This is a genomic window from Oscillospiraceae bacterium (genome assembly GCA_034925865.1).
Taxonomy (GTDB): Bacteria; Bacillota; Clostridia; order Oscillospirales; family SIG627; genus SIG704.
Genome location: JAYFRN010000011.1, coordinates 70,836 through 97,158, shown reverse-complemented (window position 1 = coordinate 97,158; position 26,323 = coordinate 70,836). Strand labels below are relative to the sequence as shown.

Here is a 26,323-nt window from a genome sequence, read left to right as displayed (position 1 = left end):
AATTTAAAAATCCTATGACGCATATATCCGCGTCGCGAAAGGTATTCAGATGAATAAAAAAACGACCTCTATAGTTCTGATTATATTCATAATTATTAATTTTGTCAATTGCGTATTGCCTATTTCCGTTTCTGCCGGAGCGGAATATAACGGTGCGTATGTGCCTACGGATTATGAAATATATTCACGCGGGGCATATATGTTGAATCTGAACACGGATACTGTTGTATACGCAAAAAATGCCGACAGAAGAATGTATCCTGCGTCACTTACAAAAATCATGACTGCGATTATTGTGCTTGAAGAATGCGGAGACCCGGCGGAAGAAAAGATAATTGTTCCGTCTGATACAAGTATATTTGACGAAATCTATAAGGTTGGAGGATCAAATATAGCATTGAAGGCAGGCGAAGTTCTGACTGTAAAGGATCTGCTTTATTCGTTGATGCTACCGAGCGCATGCGATTCGGCCACATTACTGGCCTATTATTTCGGAGGCGGAAAAATATCGGATTTTGTTGAAAAAATGAATGCAAAAGCGAAAGAACTGGGAGCTGAAAATACTAATTTCATGAATCCTCATGGTTTGCATGACGACAATCATTATACATCTCCTGCAGATATGAGCCTTTTTATAAAATATGCTTTAAAATTTCCTCTTTTCAATGAAATTATTTCTACTCCGGAATATACCATTCCCGCTACCGATAAGACAAAAGAAAGAAAAATTGAATATACAATTTCGATGCTGCTTAATAAAAACGATGAATATTATAAATATATGAAGGGAATAAAAAGCGGATTTACCGCCGCGGCAGGCAGATGCCTTATGTCTATGGCAGAAAAAGATGGGGAAAAATATATATTGGTATTGATGGGTGCGAATCTTGACCAGCCTGCCGTTTCAAGCGAACAGGCAAATCTTACATATGCCGATACAAAAAGCCTTTACGAATATGCGTTTTCACATTTTGCGTACCGCCAAATAATTACAGAAAACGAAAAGCTGAAAACGGAACGTGTAAGAAACGGAAACGCGGACAGCATAGATATTTTTTCAGAGAATTCTGTATACGCATTACTCCCGATTGATAAGGAAGCGGAGCTTGTATATTCTATGCCTGAAACGCTGCTTGCTCCCCTTGCTCCCGGAACCATCGGAAATTTATATGTATATTATAACGGGAAGTGCTTTGGTGAAACACGTTTAATGAATTCTATGTCTGTTCCGGCAATATCCTCCGGAATAGCGCAGCCCGGGAAATCCGATAATCAGTCCGAACCGGGTAAGGATACGCGTATTGGCGCCGATGATCTTCAAAAGCTCTTTGAAGATCGACCTTTTCTGATACTCCTTATTATTTTGTTTGCCTTTATAATACTGTTTGTTTCTGTGCTGGTTCTTTCTCGCAAGGCATCAGGAAAATCAAAAAAAGCGAGATTCCGGTAATATTATTTAAAAGCTTATAAAACCCACTTGACATAAATGTCTGAATTGCTTATAATGGTTTTCATAACCATGATGTGGCGTAAGAACTAACGATGATCACAGTATTGACTTTTGAAAGGAATTAATATGAAGCAAAAAAATTATCCTCTATATAATGTCAAGGAATTCGGCAGTATACGCGAGATGCTTTTGCTCGCGTCAAAAGAGGCGGGAGACAGGTATGCATTCAAGTATAAAGATAAGAATTCTACGCTTCACGAAATAACATACAATAGTTTTAGACAGGATACTGTTTATCTGGGCACTGCGATTGAATCGCTCGAATGCGGCGAATGCCATATTTCCGCTATAGGCGAAAACAGTTATGACTGGGTTACGGTATATCTTTCTGTTCTTCAGTCAAAAAATGTTTTTGTACCGATAGACAAGGATTTACCTGATAAAGATCTTCTTTATGTTTTGAACGACTGTGATTCTTCAATACTTTTCTATGCGAAAAAGCATGAGAGCTTTATTCGAGAGAACCGCGCGTCATTGCCGGCGTTCAAATATTTTATCGGCTTTGAACGCGAAGAAAACGACGGAGAATTTCTTTCATATGAAAAATTAATAGCCGCGGGGAAAAAAGAAGTTGATTCCGGGAACAACAGCTTTGAAAAAATCAGAAATAATATTGAAAAACTGAAAATGGTCGTATATACCTCCGGGACAACAGGTTTGGCGAAAGGCGTAATGCTTTCTGAAAAGAACCTTGTATTCAGTGTATATTACGGGCTTCAGGTTTCGACTGTTTATGATATCTGCCTTTCAGTTCTTCCGTATCATCACACATATGAAGGCGTGTGCGGCATTCTCGTTTCTCTGCATATGCACGCTACGATCTGTATAAACGACAATCTCCGGAACACCGCGAAAAATTTGCTTTTTTACAAGCCCAGCTATATTATAATCGTCCCTGCGCTTGCGGAAGTATTGTATAATAAGGTCTGGCTTTCCGCTGCTGAAAAGAAAATGGATGTGAAGCTTAAAAAGCTGATCGCGTTTTCAAACAGCTTAAGGAATATCGGAATAGATTTGAGAAAACCGCTGTTTAAGACATTACGTGCCGCTTTCGGCGGAAATCTCAGAAAAATCGTATGCGGCGGAGCGCCTATTCGTCCTGAGATAGGTGAATTTTTTGATTCCATCGGAATAGATCTTATCAACGGATACGGTATAACCGAATGCTCTCCGCTTGTGAGCGCAAACCGTGACAGATTCAACGATTTTCGCACCACCGGCGTAAAATTGCCCTGTATTGATGTAAAACTCGACGATGTAACTGGCGACGGAGAAGGCGAAATTTGTGTCAAGGGTCCGATCGTAATGATGGGATATTATAAAAACCCCGAGGCGACAAAAGCTGTCCTTTCGGACGACGGTTGGTTTAAAACCGGAGATTACGGAAAGATCAACGAGCTCGGACAAATCTCAATTACTGGCCGCAAAAAAAATGTAATAGTTTTGGCGAACGGCAAGAATATATATCCCGAAGAAATTGAAGGATACATCTCGGCAATCCCGCTCGTGAGCGAAGTAATTGTTTCCGCCTTCAAGGATGATCTAGGAAATGAAAGCGCTCTCTGCGCGGAAATATTCCCGAATCTTGATATGCTGAAAGCTCTTAATATCACCGACACTCTCGATGCGTTAAAAACAGAAATAAGGAAACAGCTTGACAAGCTTCCGTCATACAAGCAGGTTACAAAAATCATCGTACGCGATCAGGAGTTTGAGAAAACAACATCGAGAAAGATCAAGAGAAATGCAGCGAGACAGGAAATTAAAAAAGCATCTGTATGATGAATCAATCAATTTTTCAATAACTTTTCAAGAGTTTATTTATAGTTTTATACATCCTTAAATGTATATTAGCAGGTGAGAAGATTGCATCAACAATCATATCACGTCGTTTAAGAATTATGAGAAGAAAAAAGTCCCGCCGTTTTTCGGTGGGACTTTTTAAATAATATCAACTTAATTGATTATGCTTTCGTAATTGTCAATATATTTCTGAAGTTGTGTTTTTGCTGATTCTTCGACTGCCGCATAATCGGAAGCGAAGGTATTGGTTCCTTTAGAGACCATAGCGGTGAGCTTGGTATCGAGATCTCCGATATCAAGTACAAGGCCTAAATCATAAAAGGCGGTATCAAAAATAATATCAAGGCAGAACTGGCTTTCTTCATCGCGTGCGACAACACCTTTGAGAACTCTGTTATAATATTCCGGGCGAACGAGTGTTCTGCCGTAATAAGAGAGTGCTTCAATAACCGCGCCTGCCGCTTCCGCATCCTCTGAATATCTCGGAATGGCGATGACCGGAGTGGAATAGCTGAAGCCGTGAGCATAGTTTTCTTGTTCAGAATCATACTTCGGATAAGGAAGGATTCCGAATTCCTCTTCCATAACACGGCATTGAATTATTCTGACCATGGCCGTCTGGCGGAACATGATTCGGTTTTCCATGAACATGGTATTGCCGTATTCATATACGCTGACGCCGCCGCATTCTGAAGTCGGGATCTGATCAAGGTGAATTGTGGTTGTTTTATCGTTATAAAATTCAAGGACTTTATCGATTATTTCAGTGTTCTTTGCGCTGTAAGCGGTGAGATTTGGTATGTCGTTCTCATCCTTTTCGCAGATATGAACTCCGCAGGATGCGAGCTGGAACACGATACTGGAATAAGCGGTAAGGTATCCCCACTGGTCTTTGCCGGTGCCTTTACCATCGTCGTTTAGGTCTTTATAAGCGCCCTTGCACATATCATACATTGTATCAATTGTCCAGGTGTTGTCTCTGACATGATCGTACGGGCTTTCAAGACCGGTGTCTTCTACCATGCCCTTATTGAACATGACAGCGGCGATTCCGTCATTGTCGACCGTCGATATATCGCCGAGTACGAAGAACAGCTTGTTTGCTATGGACATCTGATCAACGAAGCTTTGTGTATACCAGGGATTGGAAAGCTCCATTGAGTTAAGCGAAGCAAGGTCAATAAAAAAGCCTTCCTGAGCGAGTGGAGCGACCTGATCAAGCTCAATGTGAATCGCATCGTACGTGCCGTTGTTGCTGGAAATATCGGCGCGTGCATCAGCGGCGACGGTATTTCCTGCTATTACTTCAGTTATGTTTACATTATAAAGCGATTTAAGCTTTTCTTTTCTGGTATAATTGGCATTGGTGATTGAATCGTCAACGCTTCCTTCCGTAGGAGTAAAATCGTTGTAAATAGACCAACCTGAAGACTTCGGGACGAGAATAACAAAATCTTCTCCTCCGAAATCAACGCCTTCTGAAACCTTTAATTGGGGTTCGTTCGAGCCGGTTGTTACATTTGCCGTGTTTATCGCTTCGGTGTTGTTCGTCTGAGGTACTGTATCAGGCGTTTGGGGCTGACATCCCACCGCCAGAACGGAGAACAACATCAGAAAAGCGATAATGATCGCAATGGATTTTCTTTTTTTCATTAGAATTCCCTTTCTGAATTTTATTCCATATTCGTTATTAATAGCTCAGAATTAAATAATACCCGCTTAAGTCTCTTGTAAAACAAGGATTATTTAATCGCATTTATATAAAGAATATGTAAATCAATCGTACATGATTTTATCATATGATGTGAGCATTGTCAATAAATTTTATAATAATAATTTCAAAATTGTTCAAATGCGCCAAATAATAAAATGAATTAAATTTACTGCCGACTGTTTAATTAATAACGTGGTAATTATTAACAAGCTTTATTATTTATTACCGTTTTTAATAACCAGCTTTGTTAATGGATAATACAAAAGAAATTTAACGGACATAATAATATTGAGAAAAATAACATCAACTAATATTTATATTGCGTTTTATGTCTTGTTATCTGTGATAAAATAATGAAATAAATATTATAAAAACATTGACAAAGCATGTATTTATGCTACAATAATATAGAATTATATAAGTTCAAAAATTTTAATGATGAGGGAAATCCATGAAAAACAGCACGATAAAAAAACTTGTTGCAGCTATTCTATGTATACTTGCGGTTGCTTCTTCTTTTTCGCTCGCTGCTTGCACGCCCCAAGAACCTGATAATACAAAAACAGGGAATCAGGCTACCGGAACCGCTGCACAGAATACCCAAACAAATGAATCCGGAGTAGTTGACCGCGCCGATGTCAAGGACGGTCTTCCGGAGAGAAATTTCGAAGGCGAGACGGTTACCATTTATGTACGCCAGGATTTTGATTACGAAATTTGGGCGGAAGCTGAAACCGAGGAATTACTCAATGACGCGGTTTATAAACGTCTGAACAATATTCAAGAACGCTTTAATGTAAAACTTGAATCGGTTGTCTGCGGAGATAAATGGTCATGTATCGATAAAATAGCCGCTATTGCTCAGTCCGGTTCCGACGAATGCGATATCGCCGCTATAACTCAGTATTACAGTCCGACATTAATACTTCAAAACGCTTTAGCTAATCTTCATAATACCGAATATCTTGATTTCTCAAAGCCGTGGTGGCCGGATAGCTATATTAAGGTAAACACCTATGAAAATGAGAAGCTGTATTTCCTCGCGGGAGATATAGGAGTGGCATTTATCCAATGGATGAACGGAATATTCTTCAACAGACAGATCTTTGAAGATAAAACAAGTCAGTCCGCCGATACCTTATATCAGCTTGCTACTGATAGAAAATGGACGCTCGACAAGCTCAGCGAATACTGTAAGCTTGTTTATAATGACATTGACGGCGGCGGAGAACGCGACGAAAACGACCTTTACGGTATCGGCCTTGCCCCGAACGCTTCGCTATACGCTTTCCTGGTCGGCAGCAATGTGGAATTTTCGAAATTCAATGCAGACGGCTATCCTGAAATAGTACTGAATAACAGTTATACATTAGAAGTTGTCGATAAACTTCGTTCTTTCATGTACAGTAATAACGGAGTTTATGTCGGAGACACGTATAAATACGATATGGATACTCATTTTGCAAAAAGCGAGCTGATGTTCCTCCCCGGTCGGCTTATTGAATTCGCCCAATACCGCTCTATGGACGACGATTACGGCATTTTGCCCGTGCCGATGTATGATGAGGCGCAGGGTGAATACAAGAGCTTTATTCATGACTCATACAACGTGTTCTGCGTTCCTACGACATGCGAGGATGTTGAAAAATCTGCGTTTATTCTCGAAGCAATGGCGGCGGAAGGCTACAGATATATTACCCCCGCTTATTATGAGATTGCTTTGAAGAAAGCTTATGCGCGAGACGATAAAATGTCTCAGATGCTCGATATTATCCGCGACACCGTTTCGTTTGACTTTGCTCTCGTAAATTCGAATGTGTTAGAGAATATCGAATGGCTTATTCCTTTTTATGTGTTAAAGGAAGGCGGAAGCTTTGCCTCTGAATATGATAAGATATCGGCAAAGCTTGGTACCGATCTCAGCGGTATGATTGATACAATTAAACACCTTGAACCGTAATTTGGCTCATTTGTGGGTTAATAACATGTAATATTAAAACGTCATTTAAATAAGTCGTGTTTTATAAGAGAGAAAAGCCCATATACCAAAGTCTTTTCTCTCTTTAAGCGGTAATTATTTAAATGCCGAGTTAATAATACCCATTATAAAAATATTATGGCGCTGCCGCATATTAATGAGGCAGCGCCTTAGTTACATTTTTGATCGCTGATTGCCTTTGCCGGGAACAATAAAGATGAGAATCAGTTATATTGTTGTTTAGCGTTTTTACTCGGAGATATACAGAGAAGCTTTCACAGCTTTATCTTTACGATATCACCGTCGGCGCTTTCGATATCAACCAGATACATATCCGGATATTTTCGTCTCATCCTGTTCAGCATTCTGATAAGCTTTCGCATGTCATGGGCGTTAAGCTTCAAATCGATATCCATATTTATATGTTTATTTAGTGCTTTGGCTCCGATTGAAGCCGTGATATCGTTGAAAATCAGACATGAAGGGAACAGCAAGGTGAACTTTTTCCCGTCATTCGATTTAACGTAAATACGCATTTTATTCCACCGCTATTTCCACGGTATCTCCGTCGGCGCTTTCGACTTCGACAAGTTTTCCTATAAGTCCTTTTTCAACCATTGCGATAAGCTGTGAGAAATCAATATTTTTTAAAATATCATTTCCGGAGATTTCCGGCATTTTCATACCCATTTCCAATAACATTTTCACAAGCGGCATCGGCAGATTTATTCGAACCTTGTCACCGTCGGATGACAGTACGCGAATCCGGAATACCATATCGTCTATATTTTTCCTTTGTTCCACCGGTAAAATCATAGTTTCTTTTTTTGGCTCGTCAGACAACAGCTCGTCTACCGTCACGCCGAGCATGGAGGCAATTTTCGGAAGCAAAAGTATATCAGGGCAGGAAACATCATTCTCCCATTTGGACACGGCCTGAGGAGATACGCCCAGCTTTTCCGCCATTTCTTCCTGCTTGATACCTTTTTCTTTTCTGAAATCAGAGATTTTCTTTCCTAATGTAGTTGCCATAAAATTGTATCACTCCTTTTACGTTATGCCAATATATTACTATGAAGTTCGGTGAAAATGAATGGATCATCGGTTGAAAAAGCGATCTTTTTAACAACCAAAGGTAGAGTGTTTGCTCAACTGATGGTTGCGTTTGAATGGATTATAATATAATGGGAGATTTTGCGAAAAAATTTATATAAATTATGCTTTTTGCATGATAACACATATTCTCAATATTATCAATACAGTCGGCTTAAGCATTATTACTGCGATAATAAAAGACTATGGTATATTGGCTTTTTACATGAAACAACCCGTATAACCGCCACGGAGGAGAGCCTTTCGGCTTGCTCCCGCTACATATAAACGGAGCTTATATTAAATTTGGTATTTCATCGTGGAGGCTTTGGGCGTGAAGTATGGTTCCCCTGGAAACTGCGGTAATATTCTCCCGGACAAAACTCCATTGCAAATTGTGCTATGGATTTTACTATGGAAATTTACCCATTATTTTTACCGTTGAATAATGCTTGCGCTTTTCGAAAAAATGATATATAATTAGATGGTTTTGGGCCTATGATTGTTAAACGGTAATAAAATAATCCTTGTTCTGCGGACATTGTTTAATTGCTGTGTTAATAAAACGAAATACATCTGAAATTTAATGCTGTGTAATTTACGCGTCAATTAATAAACGGTAATCGAATGACAGAAAAGGTTTAATAAAAATAGATATCAAAGGCAAATGATGAAAAAGCTTGTTTATTTCGATAATTCCGCGACCACGCCCCTTTCTTTCGCCGCAAGAGACGAGCTTATGCGATATGCGAGCGAAAAATATCAGGAATGCGAAGAATACAACAATATTGAACGAAGCTTTGCGAATCCATCGTCGCTTCACCGCGCCGGATTTAATGCGGAACGAAGACTTGAAGAATGCCGCGAAATCATAGCCGGAACAATGGGATGCCGCGCGGCTGAAATATATTTTACCTCCGGCGGCACCGAGAGCGACAATCTTGCCATATTCGGCGCGGTATATGCCCGCGCACGCCGCGGAAAGACTATAATCACCACCGATTCGGAGCATCCCGCCGTTGGAGAGCCGATGAAAAAGCTCGAAAGCGATGGCTATAAGGTTATAAGGCTATCCACTTCGGGAGGCAGACTTGATACAGATATGCTGCGTTCCGCCGCTTCCGAGGATGTGATATTTGCCTCGATCATGCGTGTAAACAATGAAACCGGCGCGATTTACGATATCAAAACAGCATCGGACATAATAAAGCGCGCTTCTCCCGGCGCCATAATACACAGTGACTGCGTACAGAGCTACTTGAAAGAAAAAATATCTCCGTCAATGCTCGGAGCAGACCTTTTTTCCGTCAGCGCGCATAAAATTCATGCGCTGAAAGGCTGCGGCGCACTGTATGTAAAAAGCGGAACGCGCCTTATATCTCAGCTTCTCGGAGGCGGTCAGGAAAAAGCCTTGAGAAGCGGAACTGAAAATACTGTCGGAATATCGGTTTTCGCGGCGGCTGCCGCTGACGGATATGAAAAACTTAATGAAAATAACGCCCATATTGCGTTTCTTTCATCGCAAATCCGCAATTTTGTGATAAATCTGCCGGGAGTAAAGCTTCTTGAGCCGCCATCTTCTTTACCGAGTATAATAAGTATGTCCGTTCCCGGTATTAAAAGCGAGGTAATGCTTCATCTGCTCTCCGACGAAGGAATATGTGTGTCCTCCGGCTCGGCCTGTTCATCAAAAAAAGGGAAGAGCAGTGTTCTGCACGCATACGGACTGACCGATGCCGAGGCCGATTCGACCATAAGAATAAGCCTTTCTCCTATGAATACCGAAGAAGAAACGATATATTTCTGTGATATCCTCGCTAATATGATAAAGACGAAATGGAAAACTATCCTATGAATTTTAAACGCTGCATACTGCTGAAATACGGTGAGATCGTATTGAAGGGACAGAACAAAGGATATTTTGAAGACAGGCTGCGCGCCTCCGTCTCCTCGCGGCTGCGTAGAGCTCTCGGTCCGGACGGATACGAGCTATATTCGATGCAATCCACGGTTTATATTATGCCGCGTGACGATACCATGACGGATGCTGCCATGGAGGAAATGCGGACTGTGTTCGGGTTGGGCGGCTTATGCGTCGCTTGGCGCTGTGAAAAGGATATCGAAGAGATCAAAACAGTATTACATGAAAAAATTGCTCCGGAAATATCCGGATATCGCACATTTAAATGCGATGCGAAGCGCAGCGACAAAAAATTTCCGCTGACTTCTCCCGAGATAATGCGAATCAGCGGAGATGCTCTTCTCGAAACTCCCGGATTCCGTCCTGCGGTTGATGTAATCGATCCGGAAATAACCGTAATGATCGAGATTCGCGACAAACACGCTTTTGTGCATGCCGGGCGTGAAAAGGGCGCCGGAGGAATGCCTCGCGGCAGCAGCGGAAAGGCAATTTTACTTTTATCCGGAGGTATAGACAGTCCTGTTGCCGGATATATGGCCGCTCGCCGCGGAGCTGAGATAGAAGCGTTGCATTTTGAGAGCTATCCCTACACTTCGGAGCGTGCCAAAGAAAAGGTTTTTGAGCTTTCAAAGCTTTTATGCCGTTATACCGACCGGATGCGTGTGTTTACAATAAATCTTACTCCGATACAGCTTGCCATAAAGGAACATTGCGACGAAGAATATTTCACTCTTATTTTACGTCGCTTTATGATGCGGCTTGCCTCCCGTCTCTCAAAAGAACGCGAATGTGGCGCGCTTATAACAGGCGAAAGCCTTGGTCAGGTCGCAAGTCAGACAATGAAGGCGCTTGCCGTTACCGATGCAATTCCCGCTTCCGAGGGCATACCGGTGCTTCGCCCGTGTATAGGTATGGACAAGGATGATATAATAACAATTGCCCGTCACATTGGCACGTTTGATACCTCGATATTGCCTTATGAGGATTGCTGTACGGTATTCACTCCGCGCCATCCCAAGACGAATCCTTCCCTGGAGTGCTTAATCGCACAGGAAGAAAAACTCGATATATCCGCTCTCTGTGAGGAGGCATATAAGGGTATAGAAACAAGGCTTATCACATATTGATGCAGCTGCATCGGAAAGGAATACGATAAAAGCCGGATGAGAAAGTATAAATATCTGCTTAAAGCATTTTGCTATCTGATAATTTATATTGCAATACAGTCGTTTTTCAGCTTTGCGTTTGTTTATTCGATCGTCGGTGAAATATCCGTCGGAGTAACTATTCTTAGCTCGATCGCTGCCATATTGGTTTTCTGGGGTTTATCGTTTATAACAAAAGATAAATTTTCCGATGAAATCCTGCTTAAAAAGCCGCAAAAGCCATCCTTGCTCTTGCTTGTTATTCCTTTGGGCATTTCTCTTCAGTTTGTCATCAGCGCTTTAATGAATCTTTTATACTATATTCCGTTTTTAAAACCGCTTTTCGACAGCTATGCACAGTCATCATCTGTTCTTGATGTCAGCTTTTCGGCTTTTTCACTTATTGGATTTGGCATATGCGGACCGATTGCCGAAGAAGTCCTGTTCAGGGGTTATATCTATGGCAATCTTAAAAAATGCGTAAAGCCGCCGTTCGCGCTCCTGATTCAGGCTTTTGTTTTCGGCTTGCTGCACGGCAATCCGCTCTGGATATTGTATGCGACAGTGCTTGGTATAGTTTTAGGATTGCTGCGTGACAGATTCGAAAGCATATATGCGCCATTGCTGCTTCATTGCTCATTTAATATGACAAGCTTTCTTCAAACGTATGTCGAATCGGCAAGAAATATGGTGATATATTCAGTGTTCGGCATATCGTTTATAACTGCCGCCTTCTGCCTCTATATGATTTTCCCAGACATTCCTATGAAAAAGCCTGATTGAATTGCCGTTTTATATTATATAGCAAGTTAAATTTTATAAAGAATAAACCCTGAAAGGGTATTTTGGGTATGAATATCTTTGATATTTTTAAACGCATAGAAACTCCCGCAGCGGCGGTGAAACCGATTGAGTATATAGTAGCCGGACTGGGAAATCCGGGAGACAAGTATTCGCGTTCAAAACATAATGTGGGTTTCAATACGCTTGATTTGCTTTCGTCAAAGCAGGGCTTTACAATTAATCATTCCAAATGGAACGCGCTTTATACAGACACGGTGTTTTGTGGTAGGAGAGTGCTTTTTGTCAAGCCTCAGACTTTTATGAATAATTCAGGACAAGCAGTACGTGATATATGTGATTTTTATAAAATCCCCCCCGAAAAGCTGATTATCATTTATGACGATATAAACCTTTTGCCTGGCTGTATCAGAATAAGATCAAAAGGCTCCGCCGGCGGACACAACGGGATGAAGGACATTATTTTCCAGCTCGGCAGTGACAACTTTCCCCGTATACGTATCGGCGTCGGAGAAAAGCCCGAGGGATGGGATCTTGCTGACTGGGTGCTTGCTCCGTTTTCAGAGGATGACGGCAAAAAAGTTTCGGAGGCGATCTCGAACGCCTGTGACGCACTGACCGTGATGTTGGAATCGGGAATTGACGCGGCAATGGCAAAATATAATTAAATACCTGAAACTCTCACCTCGATTATTTGTATTTTGTGTACACACTTGTATTAACATTGAAAACTAAAAAAGGTTCAATTATTTATAAGTTTTTTTGATTTTTATATTCAGTGTAGCACATGATTTTATTTTTCTCATTAATTCCGGGTTTTCATAAAGATAATAAAAAGGCTCTTCACGGCAAGTATTGAAATTATAGAAATACGGAGATTGCTTATTTTGCAATATCCTACGGTATAATTCAATAATTTGAAAAGAAAATCCGGATCAACTTGCACATGATTGAGTTACAAAATTCCACTAAAATCCGTGAAGGTATAAAAACAAGAATTGCGGACTTTTTACGAAAAGTCCCTATAAAAAAACACGCGCCGCTTCATTTAACGAAGCGGCGCAATGCTTATTTCTCCATTATGTCGACCATGACCTTGGTGTCGTCTTTTGTGGCGGCGGCTTTTAAAAGAGTTCTGATCGCTTTTGCGATTTTGCCCTGTTTGCCGATTACCTTGCCCATATCCTCGGGAGCGACGGAAAGCTCGAGATGAAGATATTCACCGTCCTGGCGTTCCGCAACCTTGACTTCATCGGGCTTGTCGACGAGCGCCTTAGCTATATCGATCAATACCTGTTTCACTTATTTACCTTGCCTTTCGGTCATTGCCGTCATTCGATTACGCCGCTCTTTTTGAGCAGGCTTTTCACCGTTTCGGTCGGTTGAGCGCCTTTTCCGATCCATGCTTTCGCGGAATCGGCGTTGATCTTGATCTCGGGCGGGTTGGTGAGCGGATTATAATAACCGATCTCCTCTATGAATCTGCCGTCGCGAGGATATCTGGAATCCGCGACGACTACGCGGTAAAAGGGGGCTTTCTTTGCGCCCATTCTTCTGAGTCTAATTTTAACTGCCATTGTGGGGTTCCTCCAAAATTTAAATATAATTATTATAAGCGTTTTATACAGCTGTCAAAAAGCGGCAGGCAGAGAATCGGGGACAATTACGTTTTGATTAAAGCTCGTAATTGATAAAACTGCGGGATTAAAAAGCTCTGACTTTTCACTCTGTGAGGCTGTTGGCGCATGGGTGACTTTTTAAAAAGAGAATTTACCTTTTTTCATGAATTTATTGCGCTTGCCTCCGGCTGTGAAGGCTTTCATCATTTGATTCATTTGATCAAATTGTTTAAGCAGGCGGTTGATCTGTTCGACGCTGGTTCCGCTTCCGGCTGCTATTCGTTTTTTGCGCGATGCGTTAATTATGTCGGGCTTTGCGCGTTCACGCGGAGTCATGGATAGGATTATCGCTTCCATCCGGTTCATTTGTTTATCATCAATCTGTGTGTTTGATATGTCAGATTGTTTCAGACCGGGAAGCATTCCGAGCAGCTGATCCATCGGACCCATTGATCGTATTTGTTTGAATTGATCGAGAAAATCCTGAAGAGTAAAAGAGGATTCGCGCAGCTTTTTTTCAAGCTCTGCGGCCTTTTTGTCGTCATATGCTTCTTGGGCTTTTTCGATGAGACTCAACACATCGCCCATACCGAGTATGCGGGACGCCATGCGGTCGGGATAAAATGGCTCCAAGGCGTCCATTTTTTCTCCGGTTCCGACGAATTTTATCGGCTTTCCTGTTACATGCCGAACCGAGAGAGCGGCGCCGCCGCGCGTATCGCCATCGAGCTTGGTGAGAATTACTCCGGTTATATCTAAAAGACCGTTAAAGCTTTCAGCAACATTTACTGCATCCTGTCCGGTCATGCTGTCGACGACAAGAAGTATTTCGGTTGGGTTCACGGCTGTTTTAAGTTCTTTTAATTCACCCATGAGCGCTTCATCTATGTGAAGACGACCCGCGGTATCTATAATGACGAAATCATAAGAATTTTTGTCGGCGTATTTAAGCGCTTCCTTTGCTATTTCGATCGGCTTTTTGGAATCGGGAATGGCAAACACCGGAACATCAATCGATTCTCCGACGACCTGCAGCTGTTTGACGGCCGCCGGGCGGTATACGTCACAGGCGACAAGCAAAGGACGCTTTCCTTGTTTTTTATAAAGCTTCGCGAGCTTTCCGCTGTGTGTCGTTTTGCCTGAGCCCTGAAGACCGACCATCATGACCGTTGTAGGAGGTTTTGATGATATATTAAGCTTTTCGTTTTTTGTGCCCATTATAGACACAAGCTCTTCATTGACTATTTTTACAATCTGCTGAGCCGGGACGAGGCTTTCAAGGACTTCGGAACCGACGGCGCGTTCGCTTACCGCGGATATAAAATCCTTGACGACTTTGAAATTTACGTCGGCTTCTAAAAGCGCCAGCTTAATTTCGCGCATCCCGGCCTTTACATCGGCCTCAGTCAGTTTGCCTTTGTTTTTGAATTTGCCAAAGGCGGCATTCATCTTGTCAACAAGATTCTGAAACATGAAAATGGATAATTCCTTTCGTGAGGATTAACGCCGGGCGGTTATTCGTAAAGTTCGCTGATCGCGTCGAGCAACGCGCATATTTCTGACGTGGAGCATCCGGATGAAATAGAGATTCGAGCCTTGTCGAGAAGCTCAGATAGCTTCCGTCGTTTTTCACAAAGCAGCATTGCGGCTTCTGCTGATCTCAATTCATCGGCAGCGTGCGCAAGAAGATCGCGGACGGCCTGACGCGAAGTACCGGTGTGCTCCGATATTTCGGCAAGTGAAAAATCATTGTTGTAATAAAGGTCAAAGGCCTCACGCTTTTTATCGGATAGTAGCTGTGCGTACTTATCAAAAAGAACGCAAAGCGACAGATCTTTTTCAAACATACAGGTATACCCGCGAGAATAAATAAATCAATGTAAAGATAAAAGCTTTACATGCTTGCATTATTATAAAGGATTAAACCCGTTTTGTCAAGAGGCAATATAGGATTTTCAAATTGGGTAAATTCCCAAAGTAAAATCCACAGTGGAATTTGAAATGGAGTTTAGTCTGGGAAGGAATTTGAGCGGAACGCAGAGGCGTAAACTTGGAAACCGCCATGTACCGATCGGTATACAAGGTCAAATAAGATTCCTGTCAATTTATGAGATACATGGCGATAATCCAATTATTTAAGCGGCATTAAAAATACTATTATGAGAAGAAAAATTTGGCAGGCTTTTCTCCGGCAATGTGAGCCACATAAAATTTTATAATTTAACTGCAGGTTATTACTTAAGAATCTCCTTCATATAATTCAGTATCAATTTATATAAGAAAAGATGCCACATGAAAAACGCGAAAAAGCTTCTTATCAATACATTGCTTCTGACCGCTACGAGCCTGGCTATGAAGACCGTAGCGGTATTATATAATGTCTTTCTCACAGGAAGGATTGGTACGGCGGGAATAGGTTTATTTTCGTTGATCATGACCGTTTACGCTTTCGCAAAAACTCTCGGTGCTTCCGGATTGTCGCTTGCAAGCACGCGTCTGACCGTAGATAACCCTGACGCTGCCGCGCGCAATATGAGAAAGCTTGTTCTTTCCGGATTAACAGCTGGGCTTATTGCCGGCGCGTTGTTATATTTCTGCGCTGGCATGGCCGCAGAGCTTTGGCTTCAGAGTGCCGCAACAGCGCCTTCTTTAAGAATCCTTGCCTTTTCGCTCCCGTTTATCTCAATGACCGTTTGCTTTGGAGGATATTTTACCGCTGTCAGAAAAATGGCTATATTCGCGGTCATCACATTTGTAGAACAGCTTATAAAGATTGCACTGTCTGTTGTGTTTTTGAATTATGCCTCCGGTTCAGGCGAATCATGCGCGGCAATTTCATTTGCTATTTTAGTTTCTGAAATTTTCAGCTTTACAGTATCATTTATTGTATACATATTACTGTCCCCTTTAAGGAAAGGCGGTGGAAGAAGTCGTTTTATGCGTAGCTTTTTGCGCATTGCGGCACCGGATGCTTCAGGAGCATGGGTAAGGAGCGCGCTGAGAACCGTAGAGCATTTATTAATACCGTCCGGTCTGAAAAGATCTGGCGTTTCCGAAACAGAAGCTCTTGCATCGTACGGCGCGGTTCAGGGGCTTGCGCTCCCTGTGCTGTTATATCCTGCGTCATTATTAAGCTCGCTTTCCGGGCTTCTTGTACCTGAAATAGCGGAAAGTAATGCGGAGAAGAAAAAAAAGCACATAGAATACATGGTTAATCGGGTGCTGTCCGCGTCGATAGTGTTTTCAATATTCATTTCAGGCGCTATGCTGTGCTTCTCTGATACTCTTTCAATGGCGGTATATAAAAACATGGATGCTGCGCCGTACATAAAGCTTATAGCTCCGCTTATACCTGTGATGTATATCGATATGACAATAGACGGTATGCTGAAAGGTCTTGACAAACAAATGGCTGTTATGAGAATTAATATTCTTGATTCAGTGATTTGCGTTATTCTTGTGGCAGTGTTGGTTCCAAAATATGCTGTTAACGGATATCTTCAGACTATTTACATCGCCGAGATAGTAAATTTCACACTGAGTTATTGGACGCTTTACCGCAACTGTCTTTTAAAGATAAGCATTAAGGATAAAATAATAAAACCTATGATCGGAATATGTACTGCGGTTGCCGCGGGACGCATTATATCGCGTATGGCGGACGGATATATTCTGAGTACAGTCATAGGAATAACTTCGGCGGCTTTGATTTATATTTTCTTGCTGTTTTTAATGAAATGCATAACAAGCGAGGAAACGGAATGGATCAGAGTTCTATTTCACATTGGTAAAAAGAAAAATCCGAAAAAGCTCAAAAAGCATGCGGATCGGAAGGAACTAAAAACACTTAAACACGGCAATGAACCGGATTAAAGCAGCTTGTTTCCGGAATATATATTTTACTGGTACGGCAAAATAATTACAGTTAATGAGAAAATTCGTGAGAAGATACCGAGAGAAAAGGTCGAAAAGGCTAAATATTTACTCAGGTATCGTTGCATTTCTATCAGTTTTTTGATATACTTGTCACATGACTGGATTATTTTAATATTTAACGTATAAAAGAAAGGCATGGTCACATTATAATGGGCAAAATTACATTTATGGGCGCGGGAAGCAACGTATTTGCCAAAAATGTATTGGGCGATTCGCTGCTTACCGAGGCATTGAGAGATTTTGATATCGCTCTATACGATATTGACCCTCATAGACTTGACGATTCATATCAGATGATAATTAATATCAATGCTAACATGAACGACGGACGGGCAAATGTAAAGAAGTATGTCGGCGTGGAAAATCGGAAAGAGGCGCTCCGCGGAGCCGATTTTGTTGTAAACGCAATTCAGGTCGGAAGATACGAGCCCTGTACAGTGACTGATTTTGAGGTGCCAAAGAAGCACGGACTGCGCCAGACTATAGGCGACACGCTCGGAATCGGAGGAATATTCAGAGGTTTACGCACAATCCCTGTGCTTGAGAGCTTTGCCGATGACATGTCTCAGGTATGCCCGAACGCATGGTTTATGAATTATACGAATCCGATGGCGATACTTTCGGGCTTTATGCAGAGATATACGGGAATTAAAACAGTCGGACTTTGCCACAGCGTTCAGTCATGCAGCCACACGTTGTTAAATGAGCTCGGAATTCAATATACAGAGCCTGTTTCCGATGTTATTGCCGGAATCAACCATATGGCATGGCTTATGGAAATAAAGGATGGTACAGGCAAAGACCTGTATCCGGAAATCCGCAAGCGCGCTTTTGAAGAGCTTGAAAAGCCGGACAACACCTTCCGTGATCTTGTGAGATTTGAATACATACGCCGTCTGGGTTATTACTGCACCGAATCAAGCGAACACAATGCCGAATACAATCCTTTCTTCATTAAAACCAGATATCCGGAGCTTATCAAAAGATATAACATCCCACTCGACGAGTATCCCCGTCGTTGTATAGAAGCGATACAGGGATGGGAAAATAAACGCAAGCAGCTTATTGATCATACGCTTACACATACACGCACGCACGAATACGCTTCATATATTATGGAAGCAATGGTTACAAACAAGCCTATTTTCATCGGAGGCAATGTAATCAACACAGGTCTGATTGACAACCTTCCCAGGGAAGCATGCGTTGAAGTTACATGTATGATCAATCGAAACGGCGTAAATCCGTGCCATTTCGGTTCTCTTCCGACACAGCTCGCGGCTATGAATATGTCAAACATCGGATGCCAGCTTCTTACTATTGAAGCGGCTGTTACCCGTAAAAAGGAAAAGATATACCAGGCCGCGATGATGGAGCCTCATACAGCCTCGGAGCTTTCAATAGACGACATCGTTTCGCTGTGCGACGATCTTATTAAAGCTCATGGAGACTGGCTTCCCAAATATAATTAAATTATTAACTGGTAATTTTAATAATACTGCTTAAAGAGAGAAAAGGCTTTGGTATATAAAAATTCTCTCAATGTGAGTCATATAACACAACTATTACTTAGTTATTGCTTAATAAAGAAGCTTTTAACGGATTCTACAGGCGAAATCATAAACATTGCAGTAAAATTGAAAGGCATAGTTAAAATGCGAAAAGCGATTAAAAACATATTTTTTACCATGGGGCTCTCATTCACGGCAATAGTATACTCAATGTCTTTGATGAGGAACCTGATAGAAAGTAAAAAAGAATCTTTTCTCGGGATTGCACAAATGAGCTCGATACTGCTGTTTTCATTTATTCTGGGACTTTGCGGATTGGTATTCCTCATACCAAAGCTTCCCGGCTTTGTTAAATGGACAATTCATTTTGTGGCCTCGGCCGGAGCGTTCTTTGTATGTATTGTGGTTTTACTCGGATTAAACAATACGTCGAGTTATATTTTCATATCGTTGATACTGTTTACGCTTTGCTATCTTGCGGTTTCGGGAATCTCTGCGATTATCAGGTCGTCTGAACGCAGGCTTGAAAATAAAAACCGCGAATATAACGCAGTGTATGTGCAAGAAGAACAGAACGGAAAATAACAATAAAACCGCTTGACTTTTTGATCGCTGCGTCATATACTGATACAGAAGATACGATATATTGTTTACGATATGTTCGATTGACGGATTCGGGAGAGACGCGTGAATTCGCGAGCCGAAGGGGATTCAACTCTCAGGCAAAAGGACCGGATCCTGACGAAACTCCGGAAAGCTCTGCCGCGAGATCGCGGTATGACACCGAAGAAGCAACTCCGATTATACGGAGGAATCTTTCAGGTATTAAACACGGAGCTGCGCTTTTTTGCGCGGCTTCGTGTTTTGTTTTATATGTAGAGCAGTGCACGAATCTTTCCGGCGAAAGACTGGTCACGGATTACCACCGAGCAAGGCGAAATGCAAGCTGTTGACAACCATGTAAGCGGTTGATGAAACGCGATTTAAAATTTTTCCTGCGAACAGTACGGTAATAATAAATATTATTCTATAAAAAAATCGGATAGGTCGACAACAAACCGATCTACACAATAGACTGATGGAGGATATGAGATCTATGGAGAAAAAGACACCGCTGTATGAGAAACATTTATCGGCCGGAGGAAAGCTTGTGCCGTTTGCAGGGTATTTATTGCCTATACAATACCCTACCGGAGTAATACGGGAACACAACGCGACACGGACCGGCGCGGGGCTTTTCGATGTTTCACATATGGGCGAAATCATACTTACCGGGAAAGGCGCGCTTAACAGTATTAACTATTTAATGACGAATGATTTTTCGGATATGCTCATAGGAAAAGCCAGATACAGCCCGATGTGTAATGAGAACGGCGGCATTGAGGATGATTTGATCGTTTACCGTACCGGTGAAAATGAATATTTGATTGTTGTAAATGCCTCAAACCGGGAAAAGGATGCCGCGATAATCAGCTCCGGGATCAACTCGGAAACAACGTTTGAAGACGCGTCTGAACGCTTTGCTCAGTTGGCGGTTCAGGGACCGGACGCGGAGCGCATTGTTTTACAGCTTGCCCGACCAAAAGATATCCCGTCAAAATTTTATACCTGTGTTCCGCAATCCGAGATAGCCGGGATCAAATGTATCATTTCCCGGACCGGATATACGGGAGAAGACGGTTTTGAGCTCTATTGCGCCGTAAAAGACGCGGCAAAGCTCTGGGACGAGCTGTTGAAAGCGGGAAATGGCGATTTGATACCATGTGGATTAGGCGCGCGTGACACATTGCGGCTTGAGGCTTCCATGCCTCTTTACGGACATGAAATGAACGATTCGCTCACGCCTTTCGAATCGGGGCTTGGGAAATATGTCAGGCTTGATAAGCCGGAATTTGTCGGCAAGCGGGCGCTGGCTTCATCGACGAATCCATATAGAATGAGAGCCGGGTTCAAAGTCACTGGAAAAGGAATTGTCAGAGAGCATGAAAAAGTGTTTGCCGGAGAAAAGGAGATAGGGATCACTACATCCGGAACCTTCTGCCCTTATCTCAATGGGGCATATGCTATGGCGATTATTAATACAGAATACTTTAATTATCAGGGACTTTTGGCGGAAGTCAGAGGCAGGAAAATTGAAATCGAGCAAACTGATATGCCTTTTTATAAGCGTCGCAAATAGTTTAAAAAAAAATATATATTGAGGTGAACGAAAATGAAATTACCGACAGAACTCAGTTACACGGCTACTCACGAATGGGTGCGTTTTACCGGAAAGAATATGGCTTATATCGGCATAACGGATCATGCACAAGAGGCTTTAGGAGATCTCGTATTCGTTAATTTTCCGGCGAAGGGCGCCGCGGTCACGGCGGGAGAGATTTTATGCGATGTGGAATCCGTGAAAGCGGTTTCAGACATATATTCTCCCGTTACCGGAACGGTATCTGAATTTAACAACACGCTTGAAAATTCACCGGAAAGCATAAACTCCGACCCTTACGGCTCATGGATTGCTAAAATAGAAGAAATAACCGATACTGCCGGGCTTCTGACGGCCGAAGAGTATCAGCAGCTCATTGAGAAGGAAGGATGAAAATATGGGAGGTTATATAACCTGCTCAGATTTCTGTAAAGCCGAAATGCTGGCATATATCGGGAAATCAGATATATCGGAGCTTTTTTCTTCTATTCCCTTAAAAATAATGGAGGATTGCCGTACCGGGATTGAGAGATTTTCCGGAATGTCTGAAATTGAAGTCAGCGAGTATATGAATTCTCTTGCCTCACAAAATACTGTATTCAAGACAATACTTCGCGGAGCGGGTTCATACCGTCATTATATACCCGCTGCGGTTAAGCAGCTTGCTTCCAAAGAGGAATTTGTTACCGCATACACACCTTATCAGCCGGAGCTGAGTCAGGGAATACTGCAGGGTATATTTGAGTATCAGTCCCTGATATGCAGGCTCACGGGCATGGACGTGTCAAACGCTTCCGTCTATGACGGCGCAACCGCTGCGGCGGAGGCAGTCATAATGACGAGCGAAAAAGTAAAAAACAAAAATAAAAACCGCGTTATTATTCCGGAAACAGTCGATCCGAAGACGGCGGCTGTAATAAAAACATATTGTTTTGCGGAAGATTATGAATATGTGTCAATTCCGTCGGTGGGAGGAATCTCAGATATCAACGCTTTGAAGGTCGCGGCGGAGGCGCATGGCGGAGCAATGTGTGTATTAATCCAGACTCCGAATTATTACGGTATAATGGAGCCGGCGGACGAGATTTGCCGGATTGTACATTCGGCAGGAGCAAAATGTATTATTTCTTCGGTTCCTACATCGTTTTCCATTTTCCGCTCGCAGGCGGATTATGGAGCTGATATTGCCGTGGGCGATGCCCAGAGCCTCGGGTTAAGCGTTTCCTTCGGCGGACCGTATCTCGGGTATATGGCATGCAGATCCGATATGACAAGACGGCTCCCCGGCAGGATTGTCGGCAAAACGATCGACGCGGACGGCAATCGCGCCTTTGTGCTTACGCTGCAGGCACGCGAACAACATATACGACGTGAAAAAGCGGCCGCGAACATCTGCAGCAATCAGGCTCACTGTGCCCTTACCGCGGCAATTTATCTGTCAGTTGTGGGGCGCGACGGCTTTGTAAAAATGGGAAGAATATGCTTTGACAAAGCTCACCGTTTTGCCGATATGCTTGAATCGGCAGGTCTGAAACGCGCTTTTAAAGGCGATTTTTTCAATGAGTTTACAACAGTATCTCCGGACAATCCAGGCGCGGTGCTTTCCGCGCTCGAATCTGAAGGAATTCTCGGCGGATTGCAAACAGATAAGGGGATCATCTGGTGCGTTACTGAGCTTGTGAGTGAAAAAGAGCTTGCTCGCGCCGCCGGAATTGTTGAAAGGACGGTGAAGCATCAATGAAAGAGCCCTTGATGTTGTATGAATCTTCAAAGGAAGGGAAAAAGACCTGCGTTTTTCCTGAAACGGAATATAAATACGTCCCCTCCGGAAATTATGCCCGCGATTCGGCACCGGATTTGCCTTGTCTTTCCGAATGCGATGTGAGCCGTCATTATTCTTCTCTGGCCTCCAGAGCTTACGGCGTAAATACAGGCTTTTATCCTCTCGGAAGCTGCACAATGAAATACAATCCGAAAATCGACGAGACCATCGCATCACTGCCCGGCTTTTCTGACATACATCCGCTTCAACCGGAAAAAACGGCGCAGGGTTGTATCAGGGCGATATATGAGCTTCAATCAGCTTTGTGTTCTCTGACCGGCATGGATGCCTTTTCGGTTCAGCCGGCCGCGGGAGCTCATGGCGAGCTGACCGGACTTCTGATAATAAAGGCATATCATATTTCACGCGGAGATCATAACCGCAAAAAGATAATAGTGCCTGATTCTGCCCACGGAACTAATCCGGCATCGGCGTCAATGGCCGGTTTTGAGGTGGTGAATATACCCTCGGATGAAGGCGGATATGTAGACCTCGATATGCTCAAAGCTTCCGTGGGAAGCGATACCGCCGGTCTTATGCTGACAAATCCAAATACACTGGGACTATATGACCCGAATATAACAGAAATCTGCGAAATAATTCACAGATCTGGAGGACTGTGTTATTACGACGGAGCAAATCTGAACGCCGTCGCCGGTATTGCGCGTCCGGGTGATATGGGATTCGATGTGATGCATATAAATCTGCACAAGACATTTGCCGCTCCTCACGGCGGCGGCGGGCCGGGAAGCGGTCCTTGCGGATGTAAAGAATTTCTTGCGCAGTTTTTACCGTCTCCGATTGCGGAAAAGCGGGATGATGAATACGGCTTTTTCAATCCCGCATGCTCAATAGGGCATATGAAGCTGTTTTACGGTAATTTCGCTGTCGCAATTAAATCGCTTACATATGTTCTGTCTCTCGGTTCAGACGGCATAAAGGAAGCGTCTGAAACGGCAGTGCTGAACGCCAACTATCTATTAAAACACCTTACGGAAATAGGATACGAATCCGCATCCGGAAGCAATGGAAATTATTCTTGCATGCATGAATTTGTCCTCACTCTTGAGAAGCTTAAAAATGAAACGGGAGTGACCGCTATGGATATAGCGAAGGGAATGATTGATGAGGGTATACATCCGCCGACTATGTATTTCCCGCTCATTGTGCATGAAGCACTCATGTTTGAACCGACCGAGACAGAATCTAAAGAGACTCTCGACGAAGTGACGGCCGTAATGAAAAAACTGCTTGACACGGCAAAAAGCACGCCCGAAGTTCTTAAAAACGCGCCGGTTAACGCTCAGATACGCCGTCCCGACGAAGTCTTGGCCGCAAGAAAGCCGGTATTAAAGGAATAACAACGTGTTTTTCTTCTGACTTTTATTGATACTGCAGGTTTTGATTGGCTTTTCACCTATCAAAATTATGCCGTTCGAAAATGGCATTCTTCAGTAGACATTTTTAAACGGTAAATTTGTAATACGATAGAAGAGGCTCTGGCTTTCTCTGTATTTACGGTTAGAATACTCTGTAATTTAATATTATCCACCTATAAATGTTGCTTTCGGCGTATCTGCGTCGAAAGCAACATTAGGTTTCGGCAGTAATAACAATTGTATACAAGTCAAATAAAAATATTTTTATTACTATCTTATGAGAAATGATAAGCTTTAGACATAAAAAAGTGATTATTTATAAATCGAACGAATTCTGTAGTAATATTACCCAAAAAGTATATCCTTTACGCCCAATTTACGTGTATTCTATTCAAGGAACATATAACTATTACAAATATTTGGATATTGATCGTATTCTTTACAATATTGACCTGCGGATGGCGTATATTGACTTTTTTCAATATAATGATATAATTCAATCTTGTACGCATCTTTCCTACTAATATAGTATAATCGTCAGAGGTCTGCGCTTGAAAATCAATAAAACAAACAGTAGGCTTTATTATATTTACAACCTTAATGATGAAAAAGCGAAGGGAAGATGCGTTATGCTCGCATCTTCTCTCCTTTCCACAATAATTACATATTTTTCAAGCGGCGTTTTTTATACGGCGTTTATGCGTTTAAACGATATTTCCATGTCGGATATGGGAATTATCACATATCTGCCCATATTGGCAAACTGTTTTTCGCTGTTTTCGCCGATGTTCCTCGAACGCTTCGCAAAAAGAAGATGGGTGCTGGTTCCTTGCCGGCTTTTTGCTTATGCTATCAGTACGCTTGGAATATTGGTACTGCCCGATCTGATAAATAATACCGAAAAGCTTAAGCTGGCGTTTGCTTTTGTTCTTTTTATTTCAAATGCAATTCATGCGATGCTGTCAAGCGGATGGTCGGTATGGCATGTCAATTTTATTCCTCCTGAGACTCGAAACGAATTCTTTTCATTCAATCAAATCATTACAGCGTGTGTTTCAGGAGTCGTTTTGCTCGGCTCAGGATTTTTGGCGGATGCATTGAAGGGCACACCTTATGAGCTCGAAGTTATAAAAGCAATGCGTATCGCCGCATTTGTTGTCGCCATGTTCGAAGCGCTTGTTCTTCTTTCACCTAAAGAATATAGTTATGAAGATCCCGCAAAAAAAGGTTTTCTTGTAAAAATTTTCACTTTGCCGGTAAAAAACCGCAAGTTTATGGCGACCATGTATGTGATACTAATGTGGTCGTTCATGGCGTCGCTTACTTCATCATCTATGACATATTATTTATTAGATATCGGGCTCGGATTTTCGCTTATTTCTGCTGTCGACGTGTCATATTCGCTGTTTTTGCTTTTCATTTCTCCGATATGGCGCCGATTATTAAACAGATGGGGATGGATTGAGACCTTTGGAGTAACGATATTAATGGATGCTCCAATTACTTTTCTGTATTCGTTTGTCACAAAATCCAATTATTTTTGGATTTACCCTGCCGTAAGGCTGACTCAACACGCGCTGGGCGTAGGTATGAATTTGTCCTGGGCTAATTTACCTTACTTGAATCTTCCCGAAAACGGCAAAACATATTTTTTTTCATTTTATTCGTTCACAACGAACCTTGCCACATTTTTCGGAGTTGTATGCGGCGCTGTGTTCATATCTATTTCAAATAACGGTTATTTTACGATTTTTGGCAGCGGAGAAATTTCGGCCGTAAGACTTTTAATGATTTCTCAGGCGATTATTCAACCTATGATCGCAATATATATATTCAAGAACAGAAAAACGATTAATCCCGAATCTTGACATATATTATAATAAGATATATAA

At 42.3% G+C, this 26,323-nt stretch carries 23 protein-coding genes and 1 riboswitch; of the genes, 15 read left to right on the top strand and 8 right to left on the bottom strand.

The genetic code is table 11. The annotated features are described in order from the left end of the window. Nucleotides 1-49 precede the first annotated feature (49 nt). Nucleotides 50-1,450 carry a D-alanyl-D-alanine carboxypeptidase family protein gene (locus VB118_06050; protein MEA4832162.1) on the top strand — a complete coding sequence of 467 codons (1,401 nt, stop codon included), beginning with the start codon at nucleotides 50-52 and terminating at the stop codon, nucleotides 1,448-1,450. Nucleotides 1,451-1,576: 126 nt separating this feature from the next. Continuing rightward, entirely contained in the window at nucleotides 1,577-3,292 is a 1,716-nt protein-coding gene (locus VB118_06045; protein MEA4832161.1) for an AMP-binding protein, read from the top strand. Nucleotides 3,293-3,466: 174 nt separating this feature from the next. Here the strand turns inward: VB118_06045 and VB118_06040 are convergent, their stop codons facing one another. Then, nucleotides 3,467-4,966, bottom strand: coding sequence for a hypothetical protein (locus VB118_06040; protein MEA4832160.1), 1,500 nt, complete (start codon nucleotides 4,964-4,966; stop codon nucleotides 3,467-3,469). Nucleotides 4,967-5,478: 512 nt separating this feature from the next. On the opposite strand from VB118_06040, the gene VB118_06035 reads away from it, so the two are divergent. Further along, nucleotides 5,479-6,987, top strand: a complete 1,509-nt coding sequence (locus VB118_06035; GenBank protein MEA4832159.1) for a hypothetical protein — start codon at nucleotides 5,479-5,481, stop codon at nucleotides 6,985-6,987. A 293-nt stretch (nucleotides 6,988-7,280) separates the two neighbouring features. Here the strand turns inward: VB118_06035 and VB118_06030 are convergent, their stop codons facing one another. Continuing rightward, nucleotides 7,281-7,541, bottom strand: a complete 261-nt coding sequence (locus VB118_06030; protein ID MEA4832158.1) for a hypothetical protein — start codon at nucleotides 7,539-7,541, stop codon at nucleotides 7,281-7,283. A gap of 1 nt (nucleotide 7,542) precedes the next feature. Further along, complete coding sequence (locus VB118_06025; protein ID MEA4832157.1) at nucleotides 7,543-8,037, bottom strand: helix-turn-helix transcriptional regulator; 495 nt, start codon at nucleotides 8,035-8,037, stop codon at nucleotides 7,543-7,545. A 730-nt stretch (nucleotides 8,038-8,767) separates the two neighbouring features. Between VB118_06025 and VB118_06020 the strand changes: the two genes are divergently transcribed. The 4 genes from VB118_06020 (at nucleotide 8,768) to pth (ending at nucleotide 12,632) form a co-directional block, all read left to right on the top strand. Beyond that, nucleotides 8,768-9,952, top strand: a complete 1,185-nt coding sequence (locus VB118_06020; GenBank protein ID MEA4832156.1) for a cysteine desulfurase family protein — start codon at nucleotides 8,768-8,770, stop codon at nucleotides 9,950-9,952. Continuing rightward, nucleotides 9,949-11,145, top strand: a complete 1,197-nt coding sequence (gene thiI, locus VB118_06015) for a tRNA uracil 4-sulfurtransferase ThiI (protein MEA4832155.1) — start codon at nucleotides 9,949-9,951, stop codon at nucleotides 11,143-11,145. The genes VB118_06020 and thiI overlap by 4 nt, the downstream gene beginning before the upstream one ends. A gap of 36 nt (nucleotides 11,146-11,181) precedes the next feature. Further along, a complete protein-coding gene (locus VB118_06010; protein ID MEA4832154.1) occupies nucleotides 11,182-11,946 on the top strand; it encodes a type II CAAX endopeptidase family protein in 765 nt (254 codons plus the stop codon). A gap of 68 nt (nucleotides 11,947-12,014) precedes the next feature. Then, entirely contained in the window at nucleotides 12,015-12,632 is a 618-nt protein-coding gene (gene pth, locus VB118_06005) for an aminoacyl-tRNA hydrolase (GenBank protein ID MEA4832153.1), read from the top strand. 400 nt (nucleotides 12,633-13,032) lie between these two features. Here pth and VB118_06000 read toward each other — a convergent pair whose 3' ends face one another. From VB118_06000 to VB118_05985, 4 genes are all read right to left on the bottom strand, one after another. Next, on the bottom strand, nucleotides 13,033-13,266 hold the full coding sequence (locus VB118_06000) for a KH domain-containing protein (protein ID MEA4832152.1): 234 nt from the start codon (nucleotides 13,264-13,266) through the stop codon (nucleotides 13,033-13,035). A gap of 29 nt (nucleotides 13,267-13,295) precedes the next feature. Further along, nucleotides 13,296-13,541 carry a 30S ribosomal protein S16 gene (rpsP, locus tag VB118_05995; protein MEA4832151.1) on the bottom strand — a complete coding sequence of 82 codons (246 nt, stop codon included), beginning with the start codon at nucleotides 13,539-13,541 and terminating at the stop codon, nucleotides 13,296-13,298. A 180-nt stretch (nucleotides 13,542-13,721) separates the two neighbouring features. Then, nucleotides 13,722-15,056 (bottom strand): signal recognition particle protein, encoded by a 1,335-nt coding sequence (gene ffh, locus VB118_05990; GenBank protein MEA4832150.1) that lies wholly within the window; start codon nucleotides 15,054-15,056, stop codon nucleotides 13,722-13,724. A 41-nt stretch (nucleotides 15,057-15,097) separates the two neighbouring features. Beyond that, entirely contained in the window at nucleotides 15,098-15,430 is a 333-nt protein-coding gene (locus tag VB118_05985) for a sigma factor-like helix-turn-helix DNA-binding protein (GenBank protein MEA4832149.1), read from the bottom strand. 445 nt (nucleotides 15,431-15,875) lie between these two features. On the opposite strand from VB118_05985, the gene VB118_05980 reads away from it, so the two are divergent. The 3 genes from VB118_05980 (at nucleotide 15,876) to VB118_05970 (ending at nucleotide 19,615) form a co-directional block, all read left to right on the top strand. After that, nucleotides 15,876-17,456: an oligosaccharide flippase family protein gene (locus VB118_05980; GenBank protein MEA4832148.1), complete on the top strand. Its 1,581-nt coding sequence runs from the start codon at nucleotides 15,876-15,878 to the stop codon at nucleotides 17,454-17,456. A gap of 212 nt (nucleotides 17,457-17,668) precedes the next feature. Next, complete coding sequence (locus VB118_05975) at nucleotides 17,669-18,991, top strand: alpha-glucosidase/alpha-galactosidase (protein ID MEA4832147.1); 1,323 nt, start codon at nucleotides 17,669-17,671, stop codon at nucleotides 18,989-18,991. Between the two features lie 183 nt (nucleotides 18,992-19,174). Further along, nucleotides 19,175-19,615: a hypothetical protein gene (locus VB118_05970; GenBank protein ID MEA4832146.1), complete on the top strand. Its 441-nt coding sequence runs from the start codon at nucleotides 19,175-19,177 to the stop codon at nucleotides 19,613-19,615. An 80-nt stretch (nucleotides 19,616-19,695) separates the two neighbouring features. Beyond that, a riboswitch (glycine riboswitch) is annotated at nucleotides 19,696-19,774 on the top strand. Here VB118_05970 and VB118_05965 read toward each other — a convergent pair. Beyond that, the gene (locus VB118_05965; protein ID MEA4832145.1) at nucleotides 19,749-19,946 is read right to left on the bottom strand and encodes a hypothetical protein; all 198 of its coding nucleotides are present in this window, start codon (nucleotides 19,944-19,946) and stop codon (nucleotides 19,749-19,751) included. (Overlaps the previous riboswitch by 26 nt.) Before the next feature lie 180 nt (nucleotides 19,947-20,126). Between VB118_05965 and gcvT the strand changes: the two genes are divergently transcribed. The 5 genes from gcvT (at nucleotide 20,127) to VB118_05940 (ending at nucleotide 26,299) form a co-directional block, all read left to right on the top strand. Further along, nucleotides 20,127-21,209 (top strand): glycine cleavage system aminomethyltransferase GcvT, encoded by a 1,083-nt coding sequence (gene gcvT / locus VB118_05960; GenBank protein MEA4832144.1) that lies wholly within the window; start codon nucleotides 20,127-20,129, stop codon nucleotides 21,207-21,209. 33 nt (nucleotides 21,210-21,242) lie between these two features. Next, complete coding sequence (gene gcvH / locus VB118_05955) at nucleotides 21,243-21,623, top strand: glycine cleavage system protein GcvH (protein MEA4832143.1); 381 nt, start codon at nucleotides 21,243-21,245, stop codon at nucleotides 21,621-21,623. A 4-nt stretch (nucleotides 21,624-21,627) separates the two neighbouring features. Next, nucleotides 21,628-22,971, top strand: coding sequence for an aminomethyl-transferring glycine dehydrogenase subunit GcvPA (gene gcvPA, locus VB118_05950; GenBank protein MEA4832142.1), 1,344 nt, complete (start codon nucleotides 21,628-21,630; stop codon nucleotides 22,969-22,971). Further along, nucleotides 22,968-24,413 (top strand): aminomethyl-transferring glycine dehydrogenase subunit GcvPB, encoded by a 1,446-nt coding sequence (gene gcvPB / locus VB118_05945; GenBank protein ID MEA4832141.1) that lies wholly within the window; start codon nucleotides 22,968-22,970, stop codon nucleotides 24,411-24,413. Before gcvPA ends, gcvPB begins: the two co-directional genes overlap by 4 nt. A 569-nt stretch (nucleotides 24,414-24,982) precedes the next feature. Further along, a complete protein-coding gene (locus VB118_05940) occupies nucleotides 24,983-26,299 on the top strand; it encodes an MFS transporter (GenBank protein MEA4832140.1) in 1,317 nt (438 codons plus the stop codon). The last annotated feature ends 24 nt before the right edge of the window (nucleotides 26,300-26,323 follow it).